27 protein-coding genes and 1 tRNA gene are annotated in these 26,847 nt (G+C 40.4%); 26 read left to right on the plus strand and 2 right to left on the minus strand.

All coding sequences use genetic code 11. The annotated features are described in order from the left end of the window. Positions 1-106: 106 nt before the first annotated feature. The 13 genes from DWZ93_RS04590 (at position 107) to DWZ93_RS14700 (ending at position 12,488) form a co-directional block, all read left to right on the plus strand. The gene (locus DWZ93_RS04590) at positions 107-1,189 is read left to right on the plus strand and encodes an AAA family ATPase (protein ID WP_055247529.1); all 1,083 of its coding nucleotides are present in this window, start codon (positions 107-109) and stop codon (positions 1,187-1,189) included. A 67-nt stretch (positions 1,190-1,256) separates the two neighbouring features. Next, on the plus strand, positions 1,257-1,496 hold the full coding sequence (locus DWZ93_RS04595; RefSeq protein WP_004850590.1) for a hypothetical protein: 240 nt from the start codon (positions 1,257-1,259) through the stop codon (positions 1,494-1,496). Between the two features lie 174 nt (positions 1,497-1,670). Further along, positions 1,671-1,898 (plus strand): DUF5348 domain-containing protein, encoded by a 228-nt coding sequence (locus tag DWZ93_RS04600; protein WP_118452105.1) that lies wholly within the window; start codon positions 1,671-1,673, stop codon positions 1,896-1,898. A gap of 201 nt (positions 1,899-2,099) precedes the next feature. Next, entirely contained in the window at positions 2,100-3,515 is a 1,416-nt protein-coding gene (locus DWZ93_RS04610; RefSeq protein ID WP_243061116.1) for a plasmid recombination protein, read from the plus strand. A gap of 4 nt (positions 3,516-3,519) precedes the next feature. Then, on the plus strand, positions 3,520-3,894 hold the full coding sequence (locus DWZ93_RS04615; RefSeq protein ID WP_004850581.1) for a TnpV protein: 375 nt from the start codon (positions 3,520-3,522) through the stop codon (positions 3,892-3,894). 132 nt (positions 3,895-4,026) lie between these two features. Further along, on the plus strand, positions 4,027-4,350 hold the full coding sequence (locus tag DWZ93_RS04620) for a PadR family transcriptional regulator (protein ID WP_055056227.1): 324 nt from the start codon (positions 4,027-4,029) through the stop codon (positions 4,348-4,350). After that, positions 4,347-4,934 carry a DUF2812 domain-containing protein gene (locus DWZ93_RS04625; protein ID WP_055056226.1) on the plus strand — a complete coding sequence of 196 codons (588 nt, stop codon included), beginning with the start codon at positions 4,347-4,349 and terminating at the stop codon, positions 4,932-4,934. Before DWZ93_RS04620 ends, DWZ93_RS04625 begins: the two co-directional genes overlap by 4 nt. 220 nt (positions 4,935-5,154) lie before the next feature. Continuing rightward, complete coding sequence (locus DWZ93_RS04630) at positions 5,155-6,210, plus strand: helix-turn-helix domain-containing protein (RefSeq protein WP_118452107.1); 1,056 nt, start codon at positions 5,155-5,157, stop codon at positions 6,208-6,210. Between the two features lie 878 nt (positions 6,211-7,088). Next, positions 7,089-9,035 (plus strand): Eco47II family restriction endonuclease, encoded by a 1,947-nt coding sequence (locus DWZ93_RS15310; RefSeq protein WP_330421722.1) that lies wholly within the window; start codon positions 7,089-7,091, stop codon positions 9,033-9,035. A 50-nt stretch (positions 9,036-9,085) separates the two neighbouring features. Then, on the plus strand, positions 9,086-10,816 hold the full coding sequence (locus DWZ93_RS04645) for a hypothetical protein (protein ID WP_118452108.1): 1,731 nt from the start codon (positions 9,086-9,088) through the stop codon (positions 10,814-10,816). Between the two features lie 201 nt (positions 10,817-11,017). Further along, the gene (locus DWZ93_RS04650) at positions 11,018-11,281 is read left to right on the plus strand and encodes a hypothetical protein (protein ID WP_118452109.1); all 264 of its coding nucleotides are present in this window, start codon (positions 11,018-11,020) and stop codon (positions 11,279-11,281) included. Between the two features lie 68 nt (positions 11,282-11,349). Further along, positions 11,350-12,222 carry a YitT family protein gene (locus tag DWZ93_RS04655; RefSeq protein WP_118452110.1) on the plus strand — a complete coding sequence of 291 codons (873 nt, stop codon included), beginning with the start codon at positions 11,350-11,352 and terminating at the stop codon, positions 12,220-12,222. 92 nt (positions 12,223-12,314) lie between these two features. Then, entirely contained in the window at positions 12,315-12,488 is a 174-nt protein-coding gene (locus tag DWZ93_RS14700) for a hypothetical protein (RefSeq protein WP_158574281.1), read from the plus strand. A 76-nt stretch (positions 12,489-12,564) separates the two neighbouring features. Here DWZ93_RS14700 and DWZ93_RS04660 read toward each other — a convergent pair whose 3' ends face one another. After that, a complete protein-coding gene (locus tag DWZ93_RS04660) occupies positions 12,565-13,350 on the minus strand; it encodes an HAD family hydrolase (RefSeq protein WP_118452111.1) in 786 nt (261 codons plus the stop codon). A 116-nt stretch (positions 13,351-13,466) separates the two neighbouring features. Here DWZ93_RS04660 and rpiB point away from each other — a divergent pair, with 116 nt between their 5' ends. The 3 genes from rpiB to uraA all read left to right on the plus strand — a co-directional run bounded on the left by rpiB (position 13,467) and on the right by uraA (position 16,269). Continuing rightward, complete coding sequence (gene rpiB, locus DWZ93_RS04665) at positions 13,467-13,925, plus strand: ribose 5-phosphate isomerase B (protein ID WP_118452112.1); 459 nt, start codon at positions 13,467-13,469, stop codon at positions 13,923-13,925. A 137-nt stretch (positions 13,926-14,062) separates the two neighbouring features. Next, positions 14,063-14,881, plus strand: a complete 819-nt coding sequence (locus DWZ93_RS04670) for an N-acetylmuramoyl-L-alanine amidase (RefSeq protein ID WP_118452113.1) — start codon at positions 14,063-14,065, stop codon at positions 14,879-14,881. Positions 14,882-15,000: 119 nt separating this feature from the next. After that, on the plus strand, positions 15,001-16,269 hold the full coding sequence (uraA, locus tag DWZ93_RS04675; RefSeq protein ID WP_118452114.1) for a uracil permease: 1,269 nt from the start codon (positions 15,001-15,003) through the stop codon (positions 16,267-16,269). A 37-nt stretch (positions 16,270-16,306) separates the two neighbouring features. On the opposite strand, the gene DWZ93_RS04680 is transcribed toward uraA, so the two are convergent. After that, positions 16,307-17,584 (minus strand): HlyC/CorC family transporter, encoded by a 1,278-nt coding sequence (locus DWZ93_RS04680; protein WP_118452115.1) that lies wholly within the window; start codon positions 17,582-17,584, stop codon positions 16,307-16,309. Positions 17,585-17,767: 183 nt separating this feature from the next. Between DWZ93_RS04680 and murB the strand changes: the two genes are divergently transcribed. From murB to DWZ93_RS04730, 10 genes are all read left to right on the plus strand, one after another. Next, on the plus strand, positions 17,768-18,679 hold the full coding sequence (murB, locus tag DWZ93_RS04685; RefSeq protein ID WP_118452116.1) for a UDP-N-acetylmuramate dehydrogenase: 912 nt from the start codon (positions 17,768-17,770) through the stop codon (positions 18,677-18,679). Positions 18,680-18,681: 2 nt separating this feature from the next. After that, the gene (rapZ, locus tag DWZ93_RS04690) at positions 18,682-19,563 is read left to right on the plus strand and encodes an RNase adapter RapZ (protein WP_118452117.1); all 882 of its coding nucleotides are present in this window, start codon (positions 18,682-18,684) and stop codon (positions 19,561-19,563) included. A gap of 6 nt (positions 19,564-19,569) precedes the next feature. Next, on the plus strand, positions 19,570-20,478 hold the full coding sequence (gene whiA / locus DWZ93_RS04695) for a DNA-binding protein WhiA (protein ID WP_118452118.1): 909 nt from the start codon (positions 19,570-19,572) through the stop codon (positions 20,476-20,478). Next, positions 20,475-20,729, plus strand: a complete 255-nt coding sequence (locus DWZ93_RS04700; protein ID WP_118382395.1) for an HPr family phosphocarrier protein — start codon at positions 20,475-20,477, stop codon at positions 20,727-20,729. Before whiA ends, DWZ93_RS04700 begins: the two co-directional genes overlap by 4 nt. Before the next feature lie 153 nt (positions 20,730-20,882). Then, positions 20,883-21,803 carry a diacylglycerol/lipid kinase family protein gene (locus DWZ93_RS04705; RefSeq protein WP_118452119.1) on the plus strand — a complete coding sequence of 307 codons (921 nt, stop codon included), beginning with the start codon at positions 20,883-20,885 and terminating at the stop codon, positions 21,801-21,803. Between the two features lie 76 nt (positions 21,804-21,879). Beyond that, positions 21,880-21,951 (plus strand) — tRNA-Glu (locus DWZ93_RS04710). Positions 21,952-22,282: 331 nt separating this feature from the next. Next, on the plus strand, positions 22,283-23,251 hold the full coding sequence (gene fba, locus DWZ93_RS04715) for a class II fructose-1,6-bisphosphate aldolase (RefSeq protein WP_118452120.1): 969 nt from the start codon (positions 22,283-22,285) through the stop codon (positions 23,249-23,251). Between the two features lie 260 nt (positions 23,252-23,511). Next, positions 23,512-25,623: a glutamine synthetase III family protein gene (locus tag DWZ93_RS04720; RefSeq protein WP_118452121.1), complete on the plus strand. Its 2,112-nt coding sequence runs from the start codon at positions 23,512-23,514 to the stop codon at positions 25,621-25,623. Between the two features lie 146 nt (positions 25,624-25,769). Continuing rightward, the gene (locus DWZ93_RS04725) at positions 25,770-26,228 is read left to right on the plus strand and encodes a DUF1700 domain-containing protein (RefSeq protein ID WP_118452122.1); all 459 of its coding nucleotides are present in this window, start codon (positions 25,770-25,772) and stop codon (positions 26,226-26,228) included. 252 nt (positions 26,229-26,480) lie between these two features. Further along, complete coding sequence (locus DWZ93_RS04730) at positions 26,481-26,687, plus strand: hypothetical protein (protein WP_118382399.1); 207 nt, start codon at positions 26,481-26,483, stop codon at positions 26,685-26,687. Positions 26,688-26,847: the final 160 nt, after the last annotated feature.

Below are 26,847 nucleotides of genomic sequence, written 5' to 3' on the forward strand. Positions count from 1 at the left end.
ATATACCATCTTGGCAGATTCAGTATATCACGAATCGGGAAATACGACAATTCCCGAATATCTGTTTATCAGAGACTTGCCCGGAAGGGCAAGAGGAGATGATGGAATGAATATGAATGAAAAAAATAAAATTGAGAATTGTAGAATAGAACCAAAACTGAAACTGATCAATATGGATTCAGTAGAGGTGGAACAGGTAGAATGGCTGCTTTATCCGTTTATTCCTTATGGAAAAGTGACCATTATACAGGGAGATCCAGGAGAAGGCAAGACAACGATGGTACTTCAGATTATTGCAAAACTGACCAGAGGAGAGCCGATTCTTCCTGTTACTGATACAACGAAAACAAAAGAAAAACGAAGTGATGAAGTCGATAGTGAGAATGAAGATTTAGATGCTGAAGATAATATGCAGGAACAGTCTTCTGTGTCACCTGTAAATGTAATCTATCAGACAGCAGAAGATGGACTTGGAGATACTATCAAACCCAGATTACTTGCTGCAGGTGCAGATTGTTCAAAGGTGCTGGTGATTGATGACAGTGACCAGCCACTGACAATGGCAGATGTCAGATTGGAAGAAGCAATCGTGCAGACAAAAGCAAAAATGGTTGTTCTTGATCCGATACAGGGCTTTCTGGGAGCGGACGTAGATATGCACAGGGCAAATGAGATCAGACCACTGATGAAGCGTATCGCAGTGCTGTCAGAAAAATATCACTGTGCAGTCATTTTAATCGGTCATATGAACAAAAACAGCAACGGCAAATCTTCTTATCGAGGACTTGGATCCATTGATTTTCAGGCTGCTGCAAGAAGTGTTCTGATTGTCGGGCGAGTGAAAGATGAACCGGAAGTAAGAGTGGTATGTCATACGAAGAGTTCTCTTGCACCGGAAGGAACGTCCATTGCATTCAGACTGGATAAGAATAATGGGTTTGAATGGATTGGAGAATATGATATCAGTGCCGATGAACTTCTTAATGGAGACGGAAGGGGACAGAAAAGTCGGAAAGCAAAAGAATTTCTCCTTGAGATACTGGCAAATGGAGGAATGACTCAGAAGAAAATTGCAGAAGAAGCAGAAGCCAGAGGAATCAAAAGTAAAACGCTATGGAACGCCAAACGGGAACTTGAAATTGATTCCGTAAAACGTGGAAAGCAATGGTATTGGATGTTGCCAGAATAAAAATGGAAGATGGCAAGATTACCATTTCTTAAGAAGAGGGAATCTTGCTATCTTGAAAGGAGAACAGATGCAAAATAAAAGTGTACAGATTCCATACGAGTTATTCTTTCAGCTCTTGCAATATTTTTTGATGGATAACTACGATGGCGAAGAAATAATCCGGTTGGGATTGGAGAAAAAACTGGATGCAATGGTGAATCGTGAAGTATACAGCAAATCCAAAACAGCACCAACGGAAGAAGAAAGAGAAAAGTTCCGGCAGGAATATCTGGACAGACGGGGAATACCGGAGAACTTTCGATGGTAAAGGTTCTTTCTGAACACTTTATTACAGGAGCGTGTCACGCACCTGTAGATAGCAGACAAGGAGAATGTTGGTAAGGTGTAGTCGGGAGTTGACTGGCGTAGAAGAGAATTTTCAAAAGGGAGCCCTGATTCAGGGCACCCCTGCGGAAACGGTAGATGAAAGGAGATTGGCACAATGAGAGAAGGAAGATTAGGATATAACAGTCATAACAAAAGATATGGATTATTATCATCAGATCTATGGATTGATACAGGATTTCACTGTGGAGAATGCCTGGAAGTGTTGCTTGATGATGAATGGGTTCAGACCAGAATGGAAATGAATCCTGCAAGAGAATGGTATCTTGTAGGGACACCGTATTGTGGTGATTTGGAATATATTCGGGCAAGGATACCGGAGTAAAGGTCTCTGTACCCCCGGAGGGCGCAAGGGTACTTTTGATGGACGGTACGGCTGTCGAAAGTGCTTTTGCGTTACTTTTGACAAAAGTAACAAAACCGCCGTATCCGGCGAATATTTCTTTTTATACTATAGCTGGCAAAGATACAAATTTATGTGCCATGTCTGGCACTGGTTTTAGAAAGCGGGGTGAGGAATATGACGATGAAACGAACAATCAGTGGTATGATCGGGACAGGGTCTCTGGCTCATAACAGACGAGATTTTATAGCAGAAAATGTTGATTCAGACAGAGTGCAATTAAATATTTGTTACCGGAATGAGAATCTGAAAGAAGTCTATAAAGAGCTGTTTGATGAAGCTGTAGAACGGTATAATGTCGGGAAAAGAAAAGATCGGCAGATTACAAATTATTATGAAAAGATTCGCCAAGGAAAACAGGAAAAGTTGTTCCATGAAGTGATTTTCCAGATTGGAAACCGAGAAGATATGGCTGTTGGAACAGAAGCAGGAGATCTGGCTGTAAACGTACTGGATGAGTATGTAAAAGATTTCCAGAAACGGAATCCGACACTTCGGGTATTTAGTTGCTATCTGCATCAGGATGAGGCTACTCCACATCTCCATATTGACTTTATTCCTTATGTGACGGGTTGGAAAGGAAAAGGAATGGATACCAGAGTTTCACTGAAACAGGCATTAAAAAGTCTTGGATTTCAAGGTGGAAATAAGCATGATACGGAACTGAATCAGTGGATAAATCATGAAAAAGAAGTTCTGGCAGAGACTGCAAAGCAGTATGGAATTGAATGGGAACAGAAAGGTACTCATGAGGAACATCTGGATGTCTATAACTTCAAGAAAAAAGAACGGAAAAAGGAAGTACAGGAATTGGAGCAGGAGAAAGAGCATCTAACTGCTGAAAAAGAAGAATTAACAGCACAAATTGCAGAATCCAGAGCAGATATCCAGAATTTAAAAGACGATAAGGAACAGGCAATCAAGGCGAAGCAAGAAGCAGAACAAAAGGCAGGGAGCGCAGAAAAAGAACTAAAAAGCCTGGAAGATCGCAGAGAACAGCTACAACCGATTATGGATAGTGTGAGCAAAGAAATCAAAGAATATGGAACGGTTAAAATGTTACTGCCGGAGGCGGGCACGCTAGAACGGGCAGTAACCTATCGAGATAAAAAAATTAAACCACTGTTTCTTCAAATAAAGAATAAGGTTGCTGTAATGGCGGCTCAGGTTAAAGAACTCACGAAAGAGGTGGAAGGTTGGAAGAGAAAATATCAAAAGGTGAAACAAAAATATAATGCTATTCAGAGAGAACTGGATGATATACGTAAAGATAATCAGAAATTGTCGGAAGAAAAAGATATATTACAAGGTGTTTCTGATAGGTATGATCGTGTTGTGCGTGTTCTTGGAATAGAAACTGGAGATACAGCAGTACAGCAGGATATTCAAAACGAGAAAGTCCTGGAAGAAAAGCGACGGATGGAACAAATGCCGAAGGGAAATATTCATGAAAGATTGGCATGGGGAATGAAAAAAAGCGAGATGGAGAATCAGCAGCGTAAGAAAACTAAATCAAAAAACAGAGAAATGGAGAGATAAGATTATGGAAACACACATTTATGATGAAAAGAACGGATTAAGCTATACTTTGCATGGAGATTATTATTTGCCGGATTTGGTATTGAATGAAGAAGAACCGATATATGGGAAATATGGAATGCTGAGGAAACAGTTTCTGAAGGAACACAGATTAGCAAAATATCAATATTTGTTGTTGACTGGAAAGCTGACGGAACACCTGAATCAGATTGATCAGGAGAGCAGAGAGCAGGTGGAAATGCTTATGGAACAGATGGCAGAAAAACAGGGCGTAACTGAAGAATTAAAGGTACAGAATCGGACGAAGTGGGTTAGACTGATGAATAATATAAAAGCTAGTGCAGAAGAAATGGTGTTGAGAGAAATACTTTATATATAAGTATTGTTTGTAAAGGACTGAACAGGAAAAGCATAATACTATCCGGCTTATTAAGATTTATTTCACATCTCTTGATTTTTATTACGGTTACTGATATAGTTATTACAGTAACCGTAATAAGGAGGGGATGCTATGAGGGATAATGTGAAAAGTGGTGCACTCACAGAAGTGACATTCTATATTTTGCTTTCACTCTACTCACCTAAACACGGATATGCTGTCATGCAGTTCATTGAAGAAAAAACAGGTGGGCGGCTTTCATTGGGAGCAGGCACTTTATATGGTGCATTAAATTCAATGCAGGAAAAGGGATGGATTGAGCTTTTCGGAGATAGTGAAGGTAGAAAAAAAGAGTATCTTATCACTGTAAAAGGAAAGGAGATAGCTGAAAAAGAACTTATCAGACTTCGTGAACTTGTAGGTATTGCAAGCGGAATTGTAGGAGGTACATTATGAGCAAAAAGTGTTATCGTTTTTTTGGCGGGCTATTGACGGTACAGAAAAACTGGCTGAATAAGATGGCTGAAAAAGGTTATCGCCTTATTCGAACGGGAAAATTACTCTATGAATTTGAAAAATGTAAGCCAGGTCAAGTTCAATATTGCGTGGAGTTTATAGGACAAAAATCAAAAGCTAATGCTGAAGATTACCATGATTTCTTGGAAGAAATGGGATATTCCGTATTCTATAAAAATATCAATCTTAATTATTCTGTTGGTAAAGTTCGCTGGCGTCCGTGGGCTGAAATTGGCGGTCGTATTGCAACAAACACTACAACATTTAACAGGGAATTGCTGATTGTAGAAAAAGAAAATGATGGAAAACCTTTTGAACTTCATACGTCCTATGAAGATAGGGCAAATTATTACAGTAATTTGCGAAATCCCTGGCTTTTATTAATGCTTATGCTCGTGGCATTTGCTACCGTAAATCGGTCTGTTATTTTAGGCATAGTTGCTGTGATTTTTCTAATCCCTGTCATTATATACCAGTTGCAAATTATGAAAAATAGGCATGAAGCGAAGATGAAGGAGTGGTGATTCAGGATAACAAGGTTGGTTTAGCTGATGCAATGTAATGCACTGTCGTTTGAGGGTTAGTAGCCCGTTCTTAAATTTGTGGGCAGTTTGTTGCTGATGATATAAATATTAGAGAAAATTAATTGAAAGTTAAAAAAAGAAAGTAATAAGTAAACAAAGGCTCAATTGTAAACATGTATTGGGAACGCTATAATGGAAATAAGGACAGGAGGTGTGAACAATGCGTATTGGTGAGCAGATAAAAAACTATCGAAAAACTGAGGGATTAACACAAGAACAGGTGGCAAATTATCTGGGTGTTTCTACTCCTGCGGTAAATAAATGGGAAAAGGGAAATACATATCCGGATATCTCATTACTTCCAGCTTTGGCACGATTATTGAAAATTGATATGAATGAATTGTTTTCGTTTCGTGAAGAATTGACCGAAAAAGAGATTGGACAATTTGTGAATGAACTTTCGGAAGTTTCATTGGACAGCTTTACAGAGGCTTTCGAGATGGCATCTCGTAAAATACAGGAGTATCCTCATTGCGACTTATTAATATATACGATCGCAACCGTTCTGAACGGATCTTTGACTTTGTCAGATCTTAATGGCGAAGAACGAATGGAATATAATACAGCTATTATTGAGTGGCTGGAACGAACAGCAGACAGTCAGGATGAAAGAGTGAGAAATTCAAGCGTTTTTATACTTGCAACAAAATATGTCCAAATGGAGAAATATGAAGAAGCAAATGCCCTTTTGAAAAAAATTCCTGATACTGTAATTGATGCAACGATTATGAAAACAAGTGTATTAGCACATCAGGAAGGAACAGACACTGCTGCGTTATTCCTGGAAGGGAAACTGCTACAGGCAGTTGTCAATATTCAAAGCTACTTGTATAAGTTAATTGAAATGGAAGAAGAAACAGAAAATCATGATAAAGCAGAGAGAATTGCTGAGATTACAGATCACATGATATCGTTGTTTGGACTATGGAATTACGGCAACACAGTGCCATATCTGCTGATTGCTGGATATCGAAAAGATGTAGAAAAATGTGTTCAGTTAATTAAGCAATTATTAAGTGAATCACAGAAGCCTTGGAATATGACACAATCCCCTTTGTATTACAGGTATGAAGATACTGCACAGGGAAAAGCCTTTTCGGGAGTTGGAAAAAATTTTGTTCGTGAATTGTATTCGGAAATTGAAAATAAGAAAGAGTATGAATTCTTGAGAGGGAATAAGGAACTCGAATTAATTTTTGAGGAACACTTGAAATAGGTTGTAAAAATGTATGGAAATAGATATAGTTGAGAAAGAAGAAAATTTTTGACATTTCCACAGACGCGTGCTAATATGATTATAGAAAAAGAGTGCTACCGATAGACGGTTAGTCCGTTTTACTATTTAGAATATCATCAAAGATAACCGCTTAGTTTACCAGACCAGGGCGGTTATTTTTGTGTTTTATGATTATCTTTGCCTAATGTATATCCGATACTAAAGCAGGTTAAGCCGAAGCTCACTACTGCTATGAAGTCAATAATACTCATTGGCTTAGCCCTCCTTTCCAATGGATTCCTTTACAGGTTTCTATGTAATCAGAGGGTCACAGTCCCTCTGGAGAAGGACTAACCGCCTACCGTTATGGTAGCACCCATGTTTCGATTATAACAGTTAAAAATTACCGGTGCAATATAAAGTTGGTAGAGAAGTATCTAGTATCTACAGAAGAAAATCGGTTTGAGTATTCTCCGGTGCCAAAACGGTGCCAAGAAATCAGGCAAATCAAAATAGGTGGTGCAATTCAGCCGTTTTTCACTGTATTTTGGAGAGAAAACCATAAAAAATATGAGGTAAAACGGGATTAAAGTATCGTGAAGGTGGACGTACTGTAGGATCAGGACGTGTTGCTACAATCATCGAGTAATCTTTGATTAATTCAAATATTGAATTGTAAGTTGCCCCGGAATCATATGATTCCGGGGTTTTCTTGTATTTATAAATCATAAACTTATAGATGAAATTGAATCGAAAATAGAGAGAAGAATATGAGAAGATAGATTTATAGCTAGAGTTATAGAGAGCGAAAAGCTTGTTGCATTATTTTTGATATGATAAAATAAAAAGGTACGTAATTGAAATTTGGAGGAAGTCTCATGACAAGCTGTTATGATAAATTATGCGATTTAAATATAGATAAAAAAATAGATGATACTATTTTTACAACCATAGAATTATTTGCTGGCGCAGGCGGGTTGGCATTAGGAATAGAAAAAGCGGGATTTGAACCATTAGGGTTGGTAGAGTTTGATAAAGATGCTGCAGAATCATTGAAGACCAATAGACCAAAATGGAAGGTTATTCATGATGATATAGCGAACATATCTTGTTTGGATCTGGAAAGTTATTTTGGAATAAAAAAAGGAGAACTGGATTTGCTATCTGGAGGAGCACCTTGTCAATCTTTTTCCTATGCAGGAAAGAGACTTGGACTTGAGGATGCAAGAGGAACACTTTTTTATCATTACGCAACTTTTTTGCAAAAATTACAACCTAAAATGTTCTTGTTTGAGAATGTGAGAGGTTTGCTAACACATGATAAAGGAAGAACGTATACAACAATTACAGATATCTTTGAGCAGGCAGGCTATACAATACAGAAAAAAGTTTTAAATGCATGGAATTATGGGGCGCCTCAGAAAAGAGAAAGATTAATTACTATTGGAATTAGAAATGACTTGGTAGAAAAAATTTCTTTTTCCTTCCCCAAGGAGCATGAGTATAAGCCTGTTTTAAGAGATGTTTTGTTAGACTGCCCAGATGGTCCAGGGGTGCCATATGGAGAAAATAAGAAAAAAATATTTGAATTGGTTCCGCCAGGCGGATATTGGAGAGATATTGATCCTGATATTGCAAAGGCATATATGAAAAGCTGTTGGGATATGGGAGGAGGAAGAACAGGAATTTTGAGACGAATGAGTTTAGATGAACCTTCGTTGACAGTACTGACATCACCTTCACAAAAGCAGACAGAAAGATGTCATCCATTGGAAGCACGGCCTTTTACTGTACGAGAGAATGCAAGATGTCAAACGTTTCCAGATGAATGGCAGTTCTGTGGAAGTATTCAGTCTCAGTATAAGCAGGTTGGGAATGCGGTTCCGGTGAATTTGGCATGTGAAATTGGATTAGAAATACACAAATCATTAGAGGGGGTAAAGAAAATGGCATGGGATTTGGATTTTATATCAGAAGAAGATTTCAAGAATCATGTACGTGCAACTATTATGAAATATGGAGAAAAATTGGAATCATATGACTTGAAACGTTTTAACAGCAATTTGATCGATCCGATTAAACTGATCTTTGATAAGTCGGTGTATCGTACGAGTTGGGAAGAAATTGTGAATAACGAAATTTTCCGTCAGAGAGATAAGTCTAATAATAATGATATAGGATATTTCCATCAGAATATTTTTTCTTATTTCAAAGGATGTGAAGTTCCGCAGGCAGGATGGGATGTTATTTATAGAAATCCAGATGGAATAGAAATGCCAGATGGAGATATTGTACATACAATATACGTGGAAATGAAGAACAAACACAACACTATGAATTCTGCATCCTCCGCAAAAACATATATAAAAATGCAAGGTCAGATTCTGGAAGATGATGATTGTGCGTGTCTGTTGGTTGAAGCAATTGCAAAGAAATCACAGAATATAAAATGGTCAACAAAAGTCGATGGGAAAAATGTACAGCATAGATTGATTCGCCGTGTGAGTATGGATCAGTTCTATGCAATTCTCACTGGTGAAGAAGATGCATTTTATAAGATGTGTATGGCATTGCCGGAGGTAATCAAATCTGTTGTAAATGAAGAAGGTGGTGTTGAAGTACCACATGATACAGTTATCGATGAATTGAGAAAAGTAGCATCATTATATGGTGATGAAAACGCTGAGTTGTCTATGGCAATGGCGGTATATATGCTTGGATTCAATACATATATGAGATTTGGTGATAAAATGCAAACTGAATTTGACGTGGAAAGTAGGAGTGGAATGTTAAAACATATCTATGAATATGCGAAGAAATTGTAATAGTAGCGAGTAGTTCTTATCCGATGCAAATTGAAAGGAGTGCATATAGATTGGTTTCTAATACAAAAATAGAAGATCGTGCAATAAGTGCACTTTCTGATATTGTTAATGATCATCAGACAATGTTATGTCAATTTAATTCCATGGACAAGGAAATGAGTTGGGATGGATATATATGGATTTATAAAAAGCAGAACGGAAAACAAGATAAAGAAAATTTTGACGATAAAGTACCTGTTCAAATAAAAGGACATGTAGATCGAGATAAAAAATATATTAACAAAACGGGTATAACGTATAGTGTGTCAATAGCAGATTTGAGGGTATATTTTAGGGATAGAGGTGTAATGTATTTCGAAATATTTATGTCCGAAGATGGAAAGAAGAAAGAAATCTTTTATAATTCATTATTTCCAACGAAATTGAAATATTATTTAGAGCAGGCAGAAAAGAGAAAAAACAAAGAGTTCATTAATATACCATTTACTAAACTGGAAAAGCAAGCAGATATTTTTTATTGTATTATAAAGCAATTTAGTAATGAAAGTAAAAAGCAAGGATTTGGACATGAACAACTCGTTCAAAATGCAATAAAAAGAGCAGATATGTCAAAAATAAAAACAATAACAGCATCTGTTGTTGGCGCGAAAAATGAGATTGATTTTCTGAAGAGATTTAATTCAGGTGATGTGAGTTTTTACACTAAAGTAGATGGAACATCTTTTGTTATTCCAATAGAGTGGGAAGGTGGAAAAATTAATTTTATAATGAAAAAAATCGAACAACCATTGGGAGTTGGTGGATGCATATACTATGAATCATATAGAATTCAACTTGGAGCGAGTGGGGAAAGAATAATATATCCAAGTGATAATTTGAAAATTGATATGAGTGAATATCGCTTTACGTTTAAGCCAAAAACAGATTTGAAAATAATAAAAAATGACGCAAAGTTTTTATTGGCTTTGTTGGAAAATAATCAAATTGAAATTGGAGAATGTAAATTTCCATATACAAATCTAAAAATTCCTAAAGAAGCATGTGAAGATTTAAAGTTTTATATAGAAATAGAAGAAATGTTGTCGAAAATTGGAGTAGAATATTTAAGGCCGTTTAATGAAATCCCGGAGGAATTAATGAGACAATTTGTAAGACTTATTTCCTTAAAAAAGAATGAGCCAGGGAATTCTCTTATAGAAAGTGCCGAATCTTTCAAATTAGTAATGGATGAGAAATATGTACCGATTGTTATATTTAAAAATGATATAGGTGGGGAAAATGATATAGTTAATGCAATCTACACAGACAAATATGAAGTATTTATGGAAGGTCAAAATGGAAAACAATATCAAATTCCAAAATTTGCTCATTTAGACGGAAATATGATGAAAAAGCTTTATAAATACGATATAGAATCTTTTGAAAAACAAATTGCTGATGCAGATATTAATGACGAGACTGAAGAGATGATGAATAAGGCAGGTCTTAATTTGATTCATGCATACGATAATGATGCTAGGCATGATCAGAATTTCTTAAGGATTGCAGAAAAATTATTTAAAGATCTATCAGATAGATTTGGTGAAAAAAATATATATACAATTAATAGAATGCAAATAAAAAAACGATTGGGGATATTGGAAAAAGAGGGAATTAATTTTTTGATAAAAATGAAGTGTGAAAATAATATGGAAAATTTTGGTAGGGAAGTACTTTTAGAAAATAAGATAGAAGCAAAAAAATATACGAACAGATGTCGGAAAGTGAACAACAGGAAATGAAAGATTATCCTATATATAATTTATATAGTGCCTAAGCGGTTGGATTTAGAAAAGTGTAAAAGGTAAAATTGAAATGCTAGTGGCAGAATATATATTTCGAACATAAAGCCTTGTTAAATCAGTAAAATGCACTTGGCATTCCTGATAATCTGCACTATAATATTCTACACAATAGAGAGTGAGGCATGGGAGGTTTGAACTATGAAGGAAAAGATTGCTAAGATTGGTTGGAAGAATATTGCAATCGTGGTTCTTGCTGTACTGCTTGTGATATCTGTGAGCCAGTTACATATGCTGCGTAGTACTTACAAAGAAGTGTATTCAGAGAATATGGAACTGAACAGTAAGATGGCTGAATTAAGGGAGAAGAACGCCAGTCTGGAAGCGCAGATTGAGAGTGCGGGAGAGATGTCATCGTCTGGAGAGGATTCTGCTAAAGATTCAAAGACAAATTCGGATAACTAATTGTTGTACGAGATGATTCCCATACGGTATAATATATATCAAATGTTATGATAGGATGGAATGGGGAAATGAAGAAAAAACTCACATATAAAGGCGTAATTGGGGAAGTCTTTGCGTTAACAGGAGCGGTGGCAATTATTGCAGCAGCTGTATACTTTTTTTTGGTACCGAGTCATACAACAGTTAGTAGCATTTCCGGTCTTGGAATTATACTTACGAATTTTATACCGTTGCCGTTGTCGGTAATTACGATGATTCTGAATGTGGTATTATTGCTCATCGGATTTATTACCTGCGGGAAAGAATTTGGTATGAAAACGGTCTATACCAGTATTGCATTGCCAGTGTTTATCGGAATATTCGAGAGAATATTTCCGAATATCGAATCGCTGACGAACAGTCAGGAGTTGGATGTGCTGTGCTATGTATTAGTAGTCAGTGTAGGACTCAGCATTCTGTTTAATATGAATGCATCTTCCGGCGGACTGGATATTGTGGCAAAGATTATGAATAAGTATCTGCATATTGAACTTGGCAGAGCAATGTCTTTGTCTGGAATGTGTGTGGCGCTTTCGGCAGCATTGGTCTATGATAAAAAGACGGTCGTATTAAGTATCCTTGGCACATATTTTAATGGCATTGTGGTAGATCATTTTATCTTTGGCCAGAATCTGAAACGGCGAGTCTGCATCATTACGAAACATGAGGAAGAACTACGGAGATTTATTCTCCATGAACTACACAGTGGAGCAACAATTTATGAGTCGATCGGGGCCTACAACATGGAAAAGAGACATGAGATCATTACCATTGTGGATAAGAATGAATATCAGAAACTGATGAATTATATTAACAAGCTTGATTCGAAGGCATTTATTACCGTATATACGGTATCGGATATGCGTTATCAACCGAAGATACCGGGAGCTGGTGCATTTTAGTACACGGATAGCTGGTGACGGGTATTACGCTGGGCGCAGTTGGCATTGGTTATATATACAAGAAGATATTGGCTTGTGAGGAGGAATAGAGAATGGATTATACAGAGGCACTAATGAATCTGATTATGGTACTCGGATTCGTATTGGTATTTAGTCCAAAGACTTCCTATATTTATGCGAATACAACCGAGAAACATCAGAAGTTTTATCGTGGTATTGGCATTATTCTGGCAGTCTGGGGAGTTGCATCACATGTTCTTAAATAATTTAAATAGATCATAATAAGGAAAATGAGGCCATAGTTAATCAAAACGTTTGATTAATTATGGCCTTATGTATAGATTAAAGAGTACGAAGGATTTCTTCGAGTACGTCATCCACACAGTCTGTGATATGGTTGGCAAGTGCACGTACTTCGGGCATGCCGGTGGACATGGCATAGCTGGTTCCTGCAACTTTTAACATTTCGATATCATTCAACTGATCGCCGAATGCAATACACTCAGATGGATCGATATGCAGGTAATCCAGAATGGCTTTTAATCCAAGACCTTTGTTGGCGTTATCTCCAACAAAGTCTACCCAGATCAGACCGGCAGTCACAGCATGCACTTCGCCGTGGAATAGTTTACCGAAATGTGGTCCGATGCGTGTTGTGCCATGCTTTGGGTCGCAGACGGCAATTTTCAGGATTGGCTCTGGGACATCTGTTTTGAGATCCTTCACTTTTGTAACGTTATACTTATTTGTGTTTTTGATCAGATCATATATTTCCGGATTGTCGGTGTCTATGTAACTTGTATTTACTCCGGAAACCATGCCGTAACAATCAGGAAAATCGTGGATTGCATCAATAATATCCATGCAGATATCCTGTGGCAGATACATTTTGCTGATGATTTCATTCTTGTGTGCGCAGAGGCAGCCATTTTCGGCAGCATAGCAGATATTCTCGCTGATGGGGTCAAACATTCGGCGGAGATTACTGTATTGCCGACCACTTGCGGCGGTAAAATATATCCCCTTATCGATGAGACGGCGAATTAAATCAGCAGTCCGCTCCGGAACGATCTGTCCATGATTGGTAAGTAATGTACCATCAATATCGCTTGCAATTAATTTTATCATAATAAGATACCTCGAATAAATTGTTGATTAAGATCGATATTTATTATAATATAAGAAGTGAAAAATGAAAAGGTATTACGTAGTACCTTTGAAGTCCAGAAAGGGGAACGGAAATTATGAAAATAGGAATTGGAAATGATCATGCTGCAGTAGATATGAAGAATGAGATTTCAGAATATCTGAAAGAGAAAGGGTATGAAGTAGTTAATTACGGAACAGACTCTAATGAGAGCTGTGACTATCCGGTATATGGAGAAAAGGTCGGTGAAGCAGTAGCGCATGGTGATGTGGATCTTGGTATCCTGATCTGCGGTACAGGAGTTGGTATTTCTCTGGCTGCTAATAAAGTAGAAGGTATCCGTGCAGTTGTCTGCAGCGAGCCATATACAGCTAAACTTTCCAGACAGCACAATAATACCAACATCCTTGCATTTGGAGCAAGAGTTATCGGTATCGAGACAGCTAAGATGATCGTAGATGAGTGGCTGAATACAGAATTCATGGGCGGAAAGCATGAGAGACGTGTGAACATGCTGATGGATATCGAGAAAAGAAAAATCCATGGTGATAAATAATCAGTAAGAATCTCGTGATAAACCAGAGGATTACAGTACATAAGCCTGATTGTTTCGGAAGGAACAGTCGGGCTTTTTAGCATTTCCGATGTTGTGGCATATTCTGATATAGAGTGGATATAAAGGATATGGTAAATATGGCTTATTCAATTATGATGGATGCCGGTCATGGAGGTCGTGATCCGGGTGCAGTATACAATGGACGACAGGAAAAGGATGATACTCTCAGACTTGCATTGGCAGTGGGAGAGAATCTGCAGAATAACGGAATTGATGTGGAGTATACTCGTACAACGGATGTATACGAAACTCCTTATGAGAAAGCAATGGAAGCAAATGAAGCAGGAGTAGATCTCTTTATTTCCATTCATCGCAATTCCTTTCCGTCGGATAATACAGCGTTTGGAGTGGAATCGTTGGTGTATGATCTGTCTGGACTGAAATATGAGATTGCTGAATCGGTCAACCAGCAGCTTGAGGCAGTAGGATTCCGGAACCTTGGAGTGAAGGCACGACCGAATCTTGTGGTGCTCAAACGGACAAAGATGCCGGCAGTGTTGATTGAAGTAGGGTTTATTAATTCGGATGTGGATAATCGGTTGTTTGATGAGAATTTTAATGACATTGCATTGGCAATTTCGGATGGAATATTGGATGTCTTGAGGGATAACAGTCTTATATCTGAATCAGAAACAGATCCTGGATCAGATACAGAGCACGCTCCTGATCTGAAGCCTGAGCCGGAATATCGGGTACAGGCAGGCGCATTTCGCAACCGTATGTACGCAGAGCGTTTGCTGGGTGAACTACTGGAGCAGGATTATCCGGCGTATATTGATGATTCCGGCGCATATGCGAGAGTGCAGGTGGGACGATATACAGATATGAATCAGGCAGTAGCGATGGAGCGGAGATTGAAACGGGACGGATATCAGACTGTTCTTTTGAAACAATAGTGGAAGAAAAGAAGATAATTTTATTTCCTGTACAGAAAATCTTCCATATGCAGAGAGTGGGTTATGTGCTACAATAGGAGAGATAAAAAATTGAGATACTTTTATGAGGAGGAAATGAGATGGGAGAACGTAAAATTATCCAGGTCGAGGATAAAGTGCCTTTTAATTTGCTTGTACCACTGAGTATCCAGCATATGTTTGCAATGTTCGGTGCATCCGTACTGGTGCCGTTTGTGTTCGGCATTAATCCGGCAATTGTACTGTTTATGAATGGTGTGGGTACATTGATCTTTATGACCGTAACAAAGGGTAAGGCTCCGGCATACCTGGGATCTAGCTTCGCTTTCCTGGCACCGGCGGGTATCGTTATCAGCAAGATGGGATATTCGTATGCACTGGGAGGATTCGTAGCTGTAGGATTCTGTGGATGTGTATTATCGTTTATTATTTACAAATGTGGAACAGAATGGGTAGATGTTGTGCTTCCGCCGGCAGCGATGGGACCGGTAGTAGCATTGATCGGACTGGAGCTTTCAAGCTCTGCGGCCAGCAATGCAGGACTTCTGGATGATAAGATCGATATGAAAAATGTAATCGTGTTCATGGTAACGATTGGCGTGGCAGTATTTGGCAACGTATTATTCCGTGGATTCCTTTCTGTTATCCCGATCCTGATCGCAGTTATCGTAGGATATATTGCAGCGCTGTGCTGTGGTATTCTGGATTTCTCGCAGGTAGTTGCAGCGCCATGGTTTGCGATTCCAAATTTCCAGATGGCGAAGTTTGATCTGGGCGCGATCCTGATGATACTTCCGGTACTTCTGGTTATTACGTCGGAGCATATCGGACATCAGGTTGTCACTGGTAAGATCATTGGCCGTGATCTGTTGAAAGATCCGGGACTTCACAGATCTTTGTTCGGAGATAACTTTTCTACCATGCTTTCAGGTTTGATCGGTTCTGTGCCGACCACTACTTATGGTGAGAATATCGGTGTAATGGCGGTAACAAAGGTGTATAGTGTGCGTGTGATCGCAGGTGCGGCAGTGCTGTCTATTATCTGCTCATTTGTCGGTAAGCTGTCTATGCTGATCCAGACAATTCCCGGACCGGTAATCGGTGGTATCTCGTTCCTGTTATATGGTATGATCGGAGCATCCGGTATCCGTATTCTGGTAGATTCCAAAGTGAATTATGGTCGTTCGCGTAACTTGACACTGACATCGGTTGTATTCGTAACGGGTCTGTCAGGTATTGCTGTGAACTTTGGAGATGTACAGCTCACAGGTATGGTACTTGCATGTGTGGTAGCCATGATCCTGAGCCTGATTTTCTATGTACTGGATAAATTCCATCTGACAAATGATCAAGAAGAATCACAGGAATAAGAGAAGAATATTGAGAAGTAAGAAAAGGAAGCAGGCGTTATTCGCCTGCTTCTTCGTCTTTTTTTTGCTCCGGCAGATACATGTGTACTTGCTCGATTCGGTTTTTATCTAATTTTTCGACAATCATGCGGATGCCATCTTCGGTAGTGATTTCATCGCCTGCTTCCGGAAGACGATCCAGATGCTCGATGATCAGTCCACCTACGGAATCATAATCATCGGAAGAAAGGTCAAGATCTAAGCGGTCATTAATCTCTTCCAGATTTGTAGAGCCTTCTACCAGATATTCATGTGGTCCGATCTCTTGGATGAAGTCTTCTTCATTATCATCATATTCATCTCGGATCTCACCTACAATCTCTTCCAGCAGATCTTCTAAGGTGATCAGTCCGGCAGTCTCGCCATATTCATCCAGAACGATGGCGATGTTAAATGAAGATTCTCTCATTTCCAGGAGAAGTTCGGAAATGTTCTTATATTCGTAAGTGAAATATGCTTCTCTGAGGATGTCCCGCAGATGAAAGTCTTTTTTGTTATCATATAACAGCAGATCCTTCATATTGATCGTGCCGATGACGTTATCGGTGGTGTCCTCAAAGATCGGGAGACGGGTAAATTTGTCTTCCCGGAATATATCGATCAGTTCATCGTAAGTACTGTTCACATCCGCAAATGTCACGTGTACACGTGGCACCATAACATCCTTTGCTTTGGCATCGCCAAGGTCGAATACGTTATTGATCATTTCCTTTTCTTCTGATTCGATCACGCCGTCTTCGTGGCTGACATCTACGATCGTACGCAGGTCATTCTCTGTCATCACGTTTGTGTTGGCATTCGGATCAATGTGTATGATCCGAAGAATAATATTGGCCAGGCCATTGACAATGAAGATTACCGGAGTCATCAGACGGATAAAAATACTGATGACCGGGGCATAGAGAAGAGAAATCTTCTCGGAATGTATCGTGGCCATGGTCTTTGGTGTAATCTCGCCGAAGAGCAGGATCAGCAGGGTAAGGATACCGCTGGCAATTGCTACCATAGAACCGCCCAACCCATAAGCTAAGGAGGTGGTCAGTGATGCGGCAGACAGGTTCACAATGTTGTTGCCAATCAGGATGGCGCTTAAGAACTTCGCCGGATCATCTGTGATTTTTAGTAAGGTTTTTGCCCGCGCATTGCCATCATCAGCAAGGCTGCGGATTCGGATTCTGTTGACGGTGGTCATTGCGGTCTCTGCGGATGAAAAAAATGCAGAGAGAAAAAGTAATACTAGCAATATAATCAACTGTATGACGTCACTCGAGTCCAATGATATGTTCACTCCTTCTTGTGATTAAAATTTGTACAGCATTGCTGTACATAACATTGGAATTAATATACCTTATTTCTGGGAATAATGCAAGTGTAGAAGTGGCGATTTGACAGGCGTTACTTTACATTGCAATCCTTTTAGTGTATGATTTACAATGAATAAAAAAGCGGGGTAAATGCAATGAACGAGATTTTATATAAAAGATTATGTGAGGCAGTTCCGGCGGACAGAGTGCTCATAAATGAGCCAATGAAAAAGCATACGACATTTCGGATCGGAGGTCCGGCCGATTATTTTGTGATACCTGTTTCGTGGGAAGAAGCAGAGCTGGTGATCAGCATTTGTAAAGAGTTTCAGACACCTTATTATATAATAGGAAACGGAAGCAATCTTCTGGTATCCGACCAGGGCTATCGAGGTGTGATCATACAGTTATATAAAGAAATGAGTCAGGTAGAGGTAGAAGGAAATGTGATTCGTGCACAAGCGGGAGCATCTCTGGCACGTATTGCAGGAGCAGCATTGGAAGCAGGACTTACCGGATTTGAATTTGCAGCAGGAATTCCAGGTACACTTGGCGGCGCGTGCGTGATGAATGCGGGTGCTTATGGTGGTGAGATGAAGGATGTACTGGTGCGCGTGACAGTACTGGATGAGGATGATAAGATTCATGTGATTGAGAAAGATGATCTGGAACTTGGATATCGTACCAGCATCATTGCGAAGAAAGGCTATACGGTACTTGGTGCAGAAATTGAACTGCAGGAAGGCGAGAAAGAAGCTATTCGTACACTGATGAATGAACTGAAAGAGAAGCGAGTGACTAAACAGCCATTAGAATATCCAAGTGCCGGAAGCACCTTTAAGAGACCGGAAGGATATTTTGCGGGAAAACTTGTGCAGGATGCAGGATTGCGTGGATTTCGCGTGGGCGATGCCATGGTATCAGAGAAACACTGTGGATTTGTGATCAATGCAGGTGAGGCGACAGCTGCGCAGGTGGATGAAATGATGAAGCAGGTGTCAGCAAAGGTCAGGGAGCAGTTTGGTGTGACACTGGAGCCGGAAGTTAAGAGACTGGGAGAGTTTTAGGAATGAGATTTGTTATCGTTACAGGAATGTCGGGAGCGGGGAAAAGCTCCGTATTGAAAATGTTGGAAGATGTGGGTTATTTTTGCATGGATAATCTGCCGGTATCATTGGTGCCAAAGCTTACAGAACTTTTGTCCATGCCGAATTCTTCTATTGATAAAGTGGCTCTGGGGATGGACATCCGAAGTCGGTATGGAGCTGGTGATCTGGGTGAAGCTCTGGATCAGCTGGATGAGAGGAACGTGGCTTATGAAGTGCTTTTTCTGGATGCAAAGGATAATGTACTGATTAAGCGCTATAAAGAGACCAGGAGAAGTCATCCGCTGTCAGGAACCGGACGCGTGGACCAGGGGATTGCCGAAGAACGACGGTTACTTGTGCCATTGCGGAATCGGGCGGATTATATTCTGGATACCAGCAGACTGTTGATACGGGATCTGAAACGTGAGATCACCAGCATTTTCGTGGAAGATAAGCAGTACAAGAATCTGTACATTACAGTGCTTTCGTTTGGATTCAAGTATGGTATTCCGAGTGATGCAGATCTGGTCTTTGATGTACGTTTTCTGCCTAACCCTTATTATATAGAAGAACTCCGACCGAAGAACGGTAATGATAAGGAAGTGCAGGACTATGTTATGCAGAATGAGAAGACCGGTCAGTTCTTAAGTAAGCTGACGGATATGATCAGTTTCCTGATTCCGAATTATATAGCGGAAGGTAAGACACAGCTGGTTATTGCGATCGGATGTACCGGAGGCAAGCACAGGTCAGTTACGATAGCCAATGCGCTGTATGGCGCACTGGAACAGTCGGAAGGTGACTACGGTGTGAAGATTGAACACAGAGATATAGAGAAAGATGCCATTACAAAGGCAAGGTAGGTTGATATGTCATTTTCGAGCAAGGTGAAAGAAGAGCTGGCAGAGCAGATTCCGGCGGCAAGACATTGTATGCTGGCGGAACTTGCGGCGATTACAGCAATATGCGGTCGTACAGAAACCGATGAAACGGGAGAGAAGATCGTTCATATTCATACGGAAAATGTTGCTGTGGCGAGAAAATACTTTACATTACTGGAAAAAACATTTAATATAGGGAGTGAAGTTTCTGCGTATACTTCTGTTCGGAGTAATCCGGAAAAAGGAAGTAATATTTACTATCTCCTTGCTCAGGGTAAGGGGTTACAGGCAGTTCTGAATGCGTCAGTGCAAGCGGTATGCTGTAAGCGAGCATATCTTCGTGGGGCATTTCTGGCAGCGGGTTCTATAAGTGATCCGAGCAAGTCTTACCATTTTGAGATTGTATGTAATACAGAAGAGATGGCAGACTATTTACAAGGGTTGATGATCGGATTTGATATGGAGGCGAAGATTGTCAGACGCAAGAAGAATTACGTAGTATACTTAAAAGATGGAGCCGGCATTGTGGATATGTTGAATGTCATGGAAGCGTATGTTGCGTTGATGGAACTTGAGAATGTCCGCATTCTCAAGGAGATGCGTAATTCAGTGAATCGTAAGGTGAATTGCGAGACAGCTAATATCAATAAGACAGTATCGGCTGCAGTGAAGCAGATGGAGGATATCGTGTTTATCCGGGACACCATAGGCTTTGAACATTTGCCGGAAGGATTACAGGATGTTGCCCTTACACGTCTTGCATATCCAGAGGCGACACTAAAGGAACTGGGGACGTTGCTTAAGACACCGGTCGGCAAGTCCGGCGTGAATCACCGCCTCAGGAAATTAAGTGATATGGCAGAAAAGATAAGGGATAATCAGGGAGGGACAACATGATTAAAAAACCGATTACTCTGAAACTGCGGGACGGTCTGGAAGCGAGACCGATCGCTTTGTTAGTGCAGGAAGCCAATCAATATTCAAGTACAGTGTACATTGAAGTTGAGAATAAAAAGATTAATGCGAAGAGCATTATGGGCATGATGAGTTTACAGCTTGGTAATGGAGAAGAACTTACGGTAGTTGCAGATGGCGATGATGAGGCAGATGCAATTCAGGGTGTAGAGAAGCTCCTGGTGACAGAATAATACTACATAGACAAAAAGGGATGTATCGATGTGATGCACCCTTTTATTATATGCGAATGGTGGGCGGATTATGAGAGTGCGAAGCACGGAATAATCCGCAGGCATTACAATTATAGTGGATAGAATCGAACATTCAGAAGGAGGAAACTTGTAATGAAGAGAATGTTATTTGTATACAATCCACATGCAGGGAAAGGACTTTTGAAGCAGAAGTTATCTGAGATTGTGGATATTTTTGTGAAAGCAGGATATGAAGTCGTAATCTATCCGACGCAGGCATATAGGGATGCATATCGTAAGATCACAGAGATGACAGAGGATTATGATCTGGTCGTCTGCAGCGGCGGTGATGGAACGATTGATGAGGTAGTAACAGGCATGATGGAACGCGAGCATAAGATTCCGGTAGGATATATCCCAACAGGAACTACCAATGACTTTGCCAATAGCCTGAAGATTCCGAAAGATTTCCTGGCGGCAGCGGATAATGCGGTACACGGAAGTGCGTTTCCATGTGATATCGGTCAGTTTAATGATGACGTATTCGTATATATTGCTGCGTTTGGACTGTTTACCGATGTGTCTTATGAGACAAAGCAGGAGATTAAGAATGTGCTGGGACATCTTGCGTATGTGTTGGAAGGCGCGAAACGTCTCTTTAATGTACCATCTTATAAGATCAGAATAACGCATGATGATGAAGTGATCGAGGACGAATTTATTTATGGTATGGTGACCAATTCCAGATCTGTTGGTGGATTCCGTAATATGATCGGTAAAAATGTCAAGTTTGACGATGGTGTATTTGAAGTAACGTTGATCCGCCGCCCGAAGAATCCAATTGAACTGCAGGAGATCATCGCTGCACTTCTGATTGAGCAGGTAGATACTAAGCATATGTATTCTTTTAAAGCAAAGAAGATCACCTTTGAGTCGCTGGAAGAGATTCCGTGGACACTCGATGGAGAATACGGTGGAAGTCATGATATGGTAGAGATTATGAACCAGAATAAAGCTATGGAATTAATGGTTCCATCTAAATATGTCGACGAATTGTCGGAGGATGAAAAATAAATTAAAAAAAATTCACTTTCCTCTTGCATTTTGAATTAATATTTGATATATTAATTGAGCACGAGTTAAGTGACACGGCTCCGTGGTCAAGCGGTCAAGACGCTAGCCTCTCACGCTGGAATCCGGGGTTCGATTCCCCGCGGAGTCACTGATTAACCTGATGATCAAATGGTCATCAGGTTTTTTTACTTTACAGGAAATTGCTTTCCTGTAAAGTAAAAAACGCTCCACGAGGATGCGCACTGCGGCGGACAAGGTAGATGTCGCAAGCGACCGCCGCAGGCGCGAGAATGTGCCAAGGCACATTCTTTGTTCTGCAATAAGCCGTCATGCAGAAATCGTGCTTGCACGAATTGCTCAGGCAGGAAATCACCTTTGCATACATAAAACTTTTATATTGAGTTTTTAAAAGAAGTAGGCTATAATGTACACGTATTAAACATTAGCTAAGAACATTTTAAGGAAAGAAGGTAAAAGTTATGGGATTGGTAACAACAACCGAAATGTTTAAGAAGGCTTATGATGGCGGATACGCAATCGGTGCTTTCAATGTTAACAACATGGAGATCGTTCAGGGTATTACAGAGGCAGCCGGAGAGCTGAAGAGCCCGGTTATCCTTCAGGTATCTAAAGGTGCTCGTGCATACGCTAACCACACATACCTTGTTAAATTAGTAGAGGCAGCAGTTCAGGAGAATCCAGAGATTCCGATCGCTCTTCACCTGGATCACGGTGATAGCTTTGAACTTTGCAAGAACTGTATCGATGGTGGATTTACATCAGTTATGATCGATGCTTCTTCTAAGTCATTCGAAGAGAATATCGCTATTACAAAGCAGGTAGTTGAATATGCTCATGCTCATGGTGTAGTAGTAGAGGCTGAACTTGGAACACTTGCAGGTGTTGAGGATGAAGTAGTAGTTGAGCATGGTAAAGAAAGCTATACACGTCCGGAAGAAGTAGAAGAATTTGTAACAAGAACAGGATGTGATTCCCTTGCAATTGCTATCGGAACATCACACGGTGCATACAAGTTCAAAGCTTCTCAGTGCACAAGAAATGCTGATGGTATCCTTGTACCACCTCCGCTTCGTTTTGACGTTCTGGAAGAGTGTACAAAGCGTCTGCCAGGATTCCCGATCGTACTGCACGGTTCTTCTTCAGTACCACAGGAATTCGTTAAGATGGTTAACCAGTATGGTGGAAATATGCCAGATGCTATTGGTATTCCAGAGGACGAGCTTCGTCACGCAGCTGAACTGTCAGTATGCAAGATCAATATCGACTCAGATATCCGTCTTGCTATGACAGCTAATATCCGTAAGCACTTCGTAGAGCATCCAGATCACTTTGACCCACGTCAGTATCTGAAACCAGCTCGTCAGGCTGTTAAGGATATGGTTGCTCACAAGATCACTAACGTACTTGGAAGTGCTGGTAAAGCCTAAATCACAAGAATGTTATAATTTTTTGCTTGCATTTTAAAAAGTATTGATATATACTTACAGGCATAACAAGAACGAAGGCGTTCCGACTAAGGTTGGAGCGCCTTTTTATATCATGCGATCATCGGGGCTCGCTTTTATAAAAATGCCGGTGCATAGTGCCGGGCGTTCTTGGTATAAAGCACTTGCGTAAACAGAAAGTTTGCTATATTATAAGAGGCAAGGGTTCCTGTTTGGACAAAGAAAGGAAAGGAAACAAGAATATGAGTGATGTAATAAACGTAGCAGAAATATTTGGTGAAGATGTATTTAACGATACAGTGATGCAGAGCCGACTTCCTAAGAAAGTGTACAAGGATCTTAAGAGAATGATCCAGGAGGGTCAGGAATTGGATCTGGCTACCGCTGATGTCATTGCGCATGAGATGAAAGAGTGGGCGATTGAGAAGGGAGCTACTCACTACACTCATTGGTTCCAGCCATTGACAGGTGTTACAGCAGAGAAGCATGATTCATTTATTTCAGCACCGATGGAGAACGGAAAGGTGCTTATGAATTTCTCCGGTAAAGAACTGATTAAGGGTGAGCCGGATGCGTCTTCTTTCCCATCAGGCGGTCTTCGTGCTACATTTGAGGCAAGAGGATATACAGCATGGGATTGTACATCACCTGCGTTTGTAAGACATGATGCAGCAGGCGCAACACTGTGTATTCCTACAGCATTTTGCTCCTATACAGGAGAGGCGCTGGATCAGAAGACACCACTTCTTCGTTCCATGCAGGCAATCAATGAACAGTCACTGAGACTTCTTCGTCTCTTTGGCAATACAACGGCTAAGAAAGTAATTCCTTCCGTAGGACCGGAGCAGGAGTACTTCCTTGTAGACGCTGAAAAATTCATGCAGAGAAAAGACTTGATCTATACAGGACGTACACTGTTTGGAGCAATGCCTCCGAAAGGACAGGAACTGGATGATCATTATTTCGGAACCATCCGTCAGAGAATTGCAGGATTCATGAAGAATGTCAATGAAGAACTCTGGAGAGTTGGCGTAACAGCTAAGACACAGCACAACGAAGTAGCGCCTGCACAGCACGAGCTTGCGCCGATTTATGCAGAGTGTAATGTGGCAGTTGACCACAACCATCTGGTAATGCAGACATTGAAGAGAGTTGCGTGCCAGCACGGTATGAAGTGTCTGCTTCATGAGAAACCGTTCGCAGGAGTGAATGGCTCCGGCAAGCACAACAACTGGTCTATCACTACAGATGATGGTAAGAACCTGTTGGATCCAGGTAAGACACCTCACGAGAACCTGCAGTTCCTGCTTGTACTTACATGTGTTCTGAAAGCAGTAGATGATCACGCAGCACTGCTTCGTGAATCTGCAGCTGATCCGGGTAATGATCACAGACTGGGAGCTAATGAAGCACCACCGGCAATTATTTCCGTATTCCTTGGCGAACAACTTGAAGACGTGCTGGAGCAGATCATTGAGACTGGCTCAGCAACACATAGTTTAAAGGGCGGCGTTCTGGAAACAGGAGTAGATACACTTCCTGACCTTGTTAAGGATGCTACAGACCGTAACCGTACATCACCGTTTGCATTTACCGGTAATAAATTCGAATTCCGTATGGTAGGATCAAGAGATTCTATTGCATCACCGAATATCGTGCTGAACACGATCGTTGCAGAAGCATTTTCAGAGGCATGTGACGTACTGGAGAAGGCGGATGATTTTGATAAAGCACTGAGTGAACTGATTACGAAGTATGCAACTGAACATAAGAAAATTATTTTCAATGGTGATGGATATTCTGATAACTGGGTAGAAGAAGCTGAGAAGCGCGGACTTCCGAATATCAAGTCTATGGTTGAAGCAATCCCGGCACTGGAAGATGAGAAGACGATCAAGGTATTTGAACAGTTCCATGTATTTACAGAGGCTGAGCTCAGATCTCGTGTAGAGATCAAATACGAGAACTATGCGAAGGTAATCAATATCGAAGCAAAGACAATGATTGATATGGCAAGCAAGCAGATCATTCCGGCAATCATTAAGTACACCAAGACACTGGCAGATACGGTTGTTGCTGTTAAAGCAGCAGGTGTAGATGCAAGCGTACAGGCAGAGGCACTGGCAGAAGTAAGTGAGCTTCTTAAAGAAGCAAAAGAAGCACTTGCAACACTGATCAAGGTGACGGATGAAGCAGCAACCAAAGAAGAGGGCGAAGAACAGGCTAAATTCTTCAAGTTCACAGTATTCCCGGCTATGGAAGCACTTCGTGCACCGGTTGATAAGCTGGAGATGATCGTGGATAAGGAAGCATGGCCAATGCCATCATACGGTGATCTGATGTTTGAAGTATAAAATTTAGAAAAACATTACAATTTCTTAAGAGCCTTGCGCTTGGAATCCATGGACAGGTATGGTATTCTAAGTGCAAGGTTTTTGTTATGATTATAAATATAGTTTTTAAAGCCGTGATAGTGGATGAGTAAAAGGAGAGCCCGATGATGACGAAAAATGAATTCATGATAAAATTGCAGGAAGCACTGGAGAACGATCTGGATGCGTCGGCGGTGCGTGATAATGTAAATTATTACAGTAATTATATTGATGACGAGATACGTAAAGGTCGCAGTGAAGAAGAGGTACTGGACGAGCTGGGAGATCCATGGGTGATTGCACAGTCTGTGATTGATATGTCCGCTCAGAAGAATGTGACAGAAGATTACAGTGGCAGCTATCGAAGTGCCGGAAGAGCGTCAGAACGCCAGGAGAGTTCTTATAATGTTCATAGCTATACGATTGGAAACTGGTGGCAGAAGCTGCTTCTGATACTTGGGATTATTGGAATTGTATTGATTGTTGCGGCGGTGATCGGAGGAATCATCTCGTTGGTAATGCCAATTGTGATACCGGTTCTGGTAGTGATTCTGCTGGTGAATTTTATCAGAAGGCTGAAAGAATAGGAGAAAAAAAGAATAGAAAAGTAAAAGACCGATGGGGGAGCCATCGGTCTTTTGAGGGGAGTATAAATAATTAATAAGGGGTTGTAGAAAGGCTTGCTTTCTACATGATTTAGTATAATATAGCGCGTCGCAAAATGCAAGAAAAAATTAAGATTTTTTTAAAATAAGTAATATTCCGGATATGGATGTATAGTCTGCCGAAAAACGGCAACAATAAGCCTTGTAATCATTAAGGATTAGGAGGAAAAAGTCATGGCAAATAACCAGAATTCTTCAAATCAGAATGCATCAAACAGAAATGCATCTGATCGTAATGCATCAAACCGCAATGCGTCCAACAGAAACGCATCCAATAAGAATGCATCCAACAAAAATGCATCCAACAGAAATGCATCAAACAGAAATGCGTCCGATTGCAATTCGTCAGACAGAAATGGTATGAATTACAGCGACAGATAGTAAGATGTGAAAGGAACCGGTGTGTGAAGCACACCGGTTCTTACGCTGTGAGCGGAAATTGGATATGGAATAAGCGGGAAAATAAGCGGCCAGCTTTCTTGACAAGTATGCTCTGCTACAAGTAATATGAATAGGTAATAACAGTAACCAGATAGTGATA

The organism is Dorea sp. AF36-15AT (genome assembly GCF_003477705.1).
In the GTDB taxonomy this organism is placed as follows: Bacteria; Bacillota; Clostridia; order Lachnospirales; family Lachnospiraceae; genus Claveliimonas; species Claveliimonas ammoniilytica.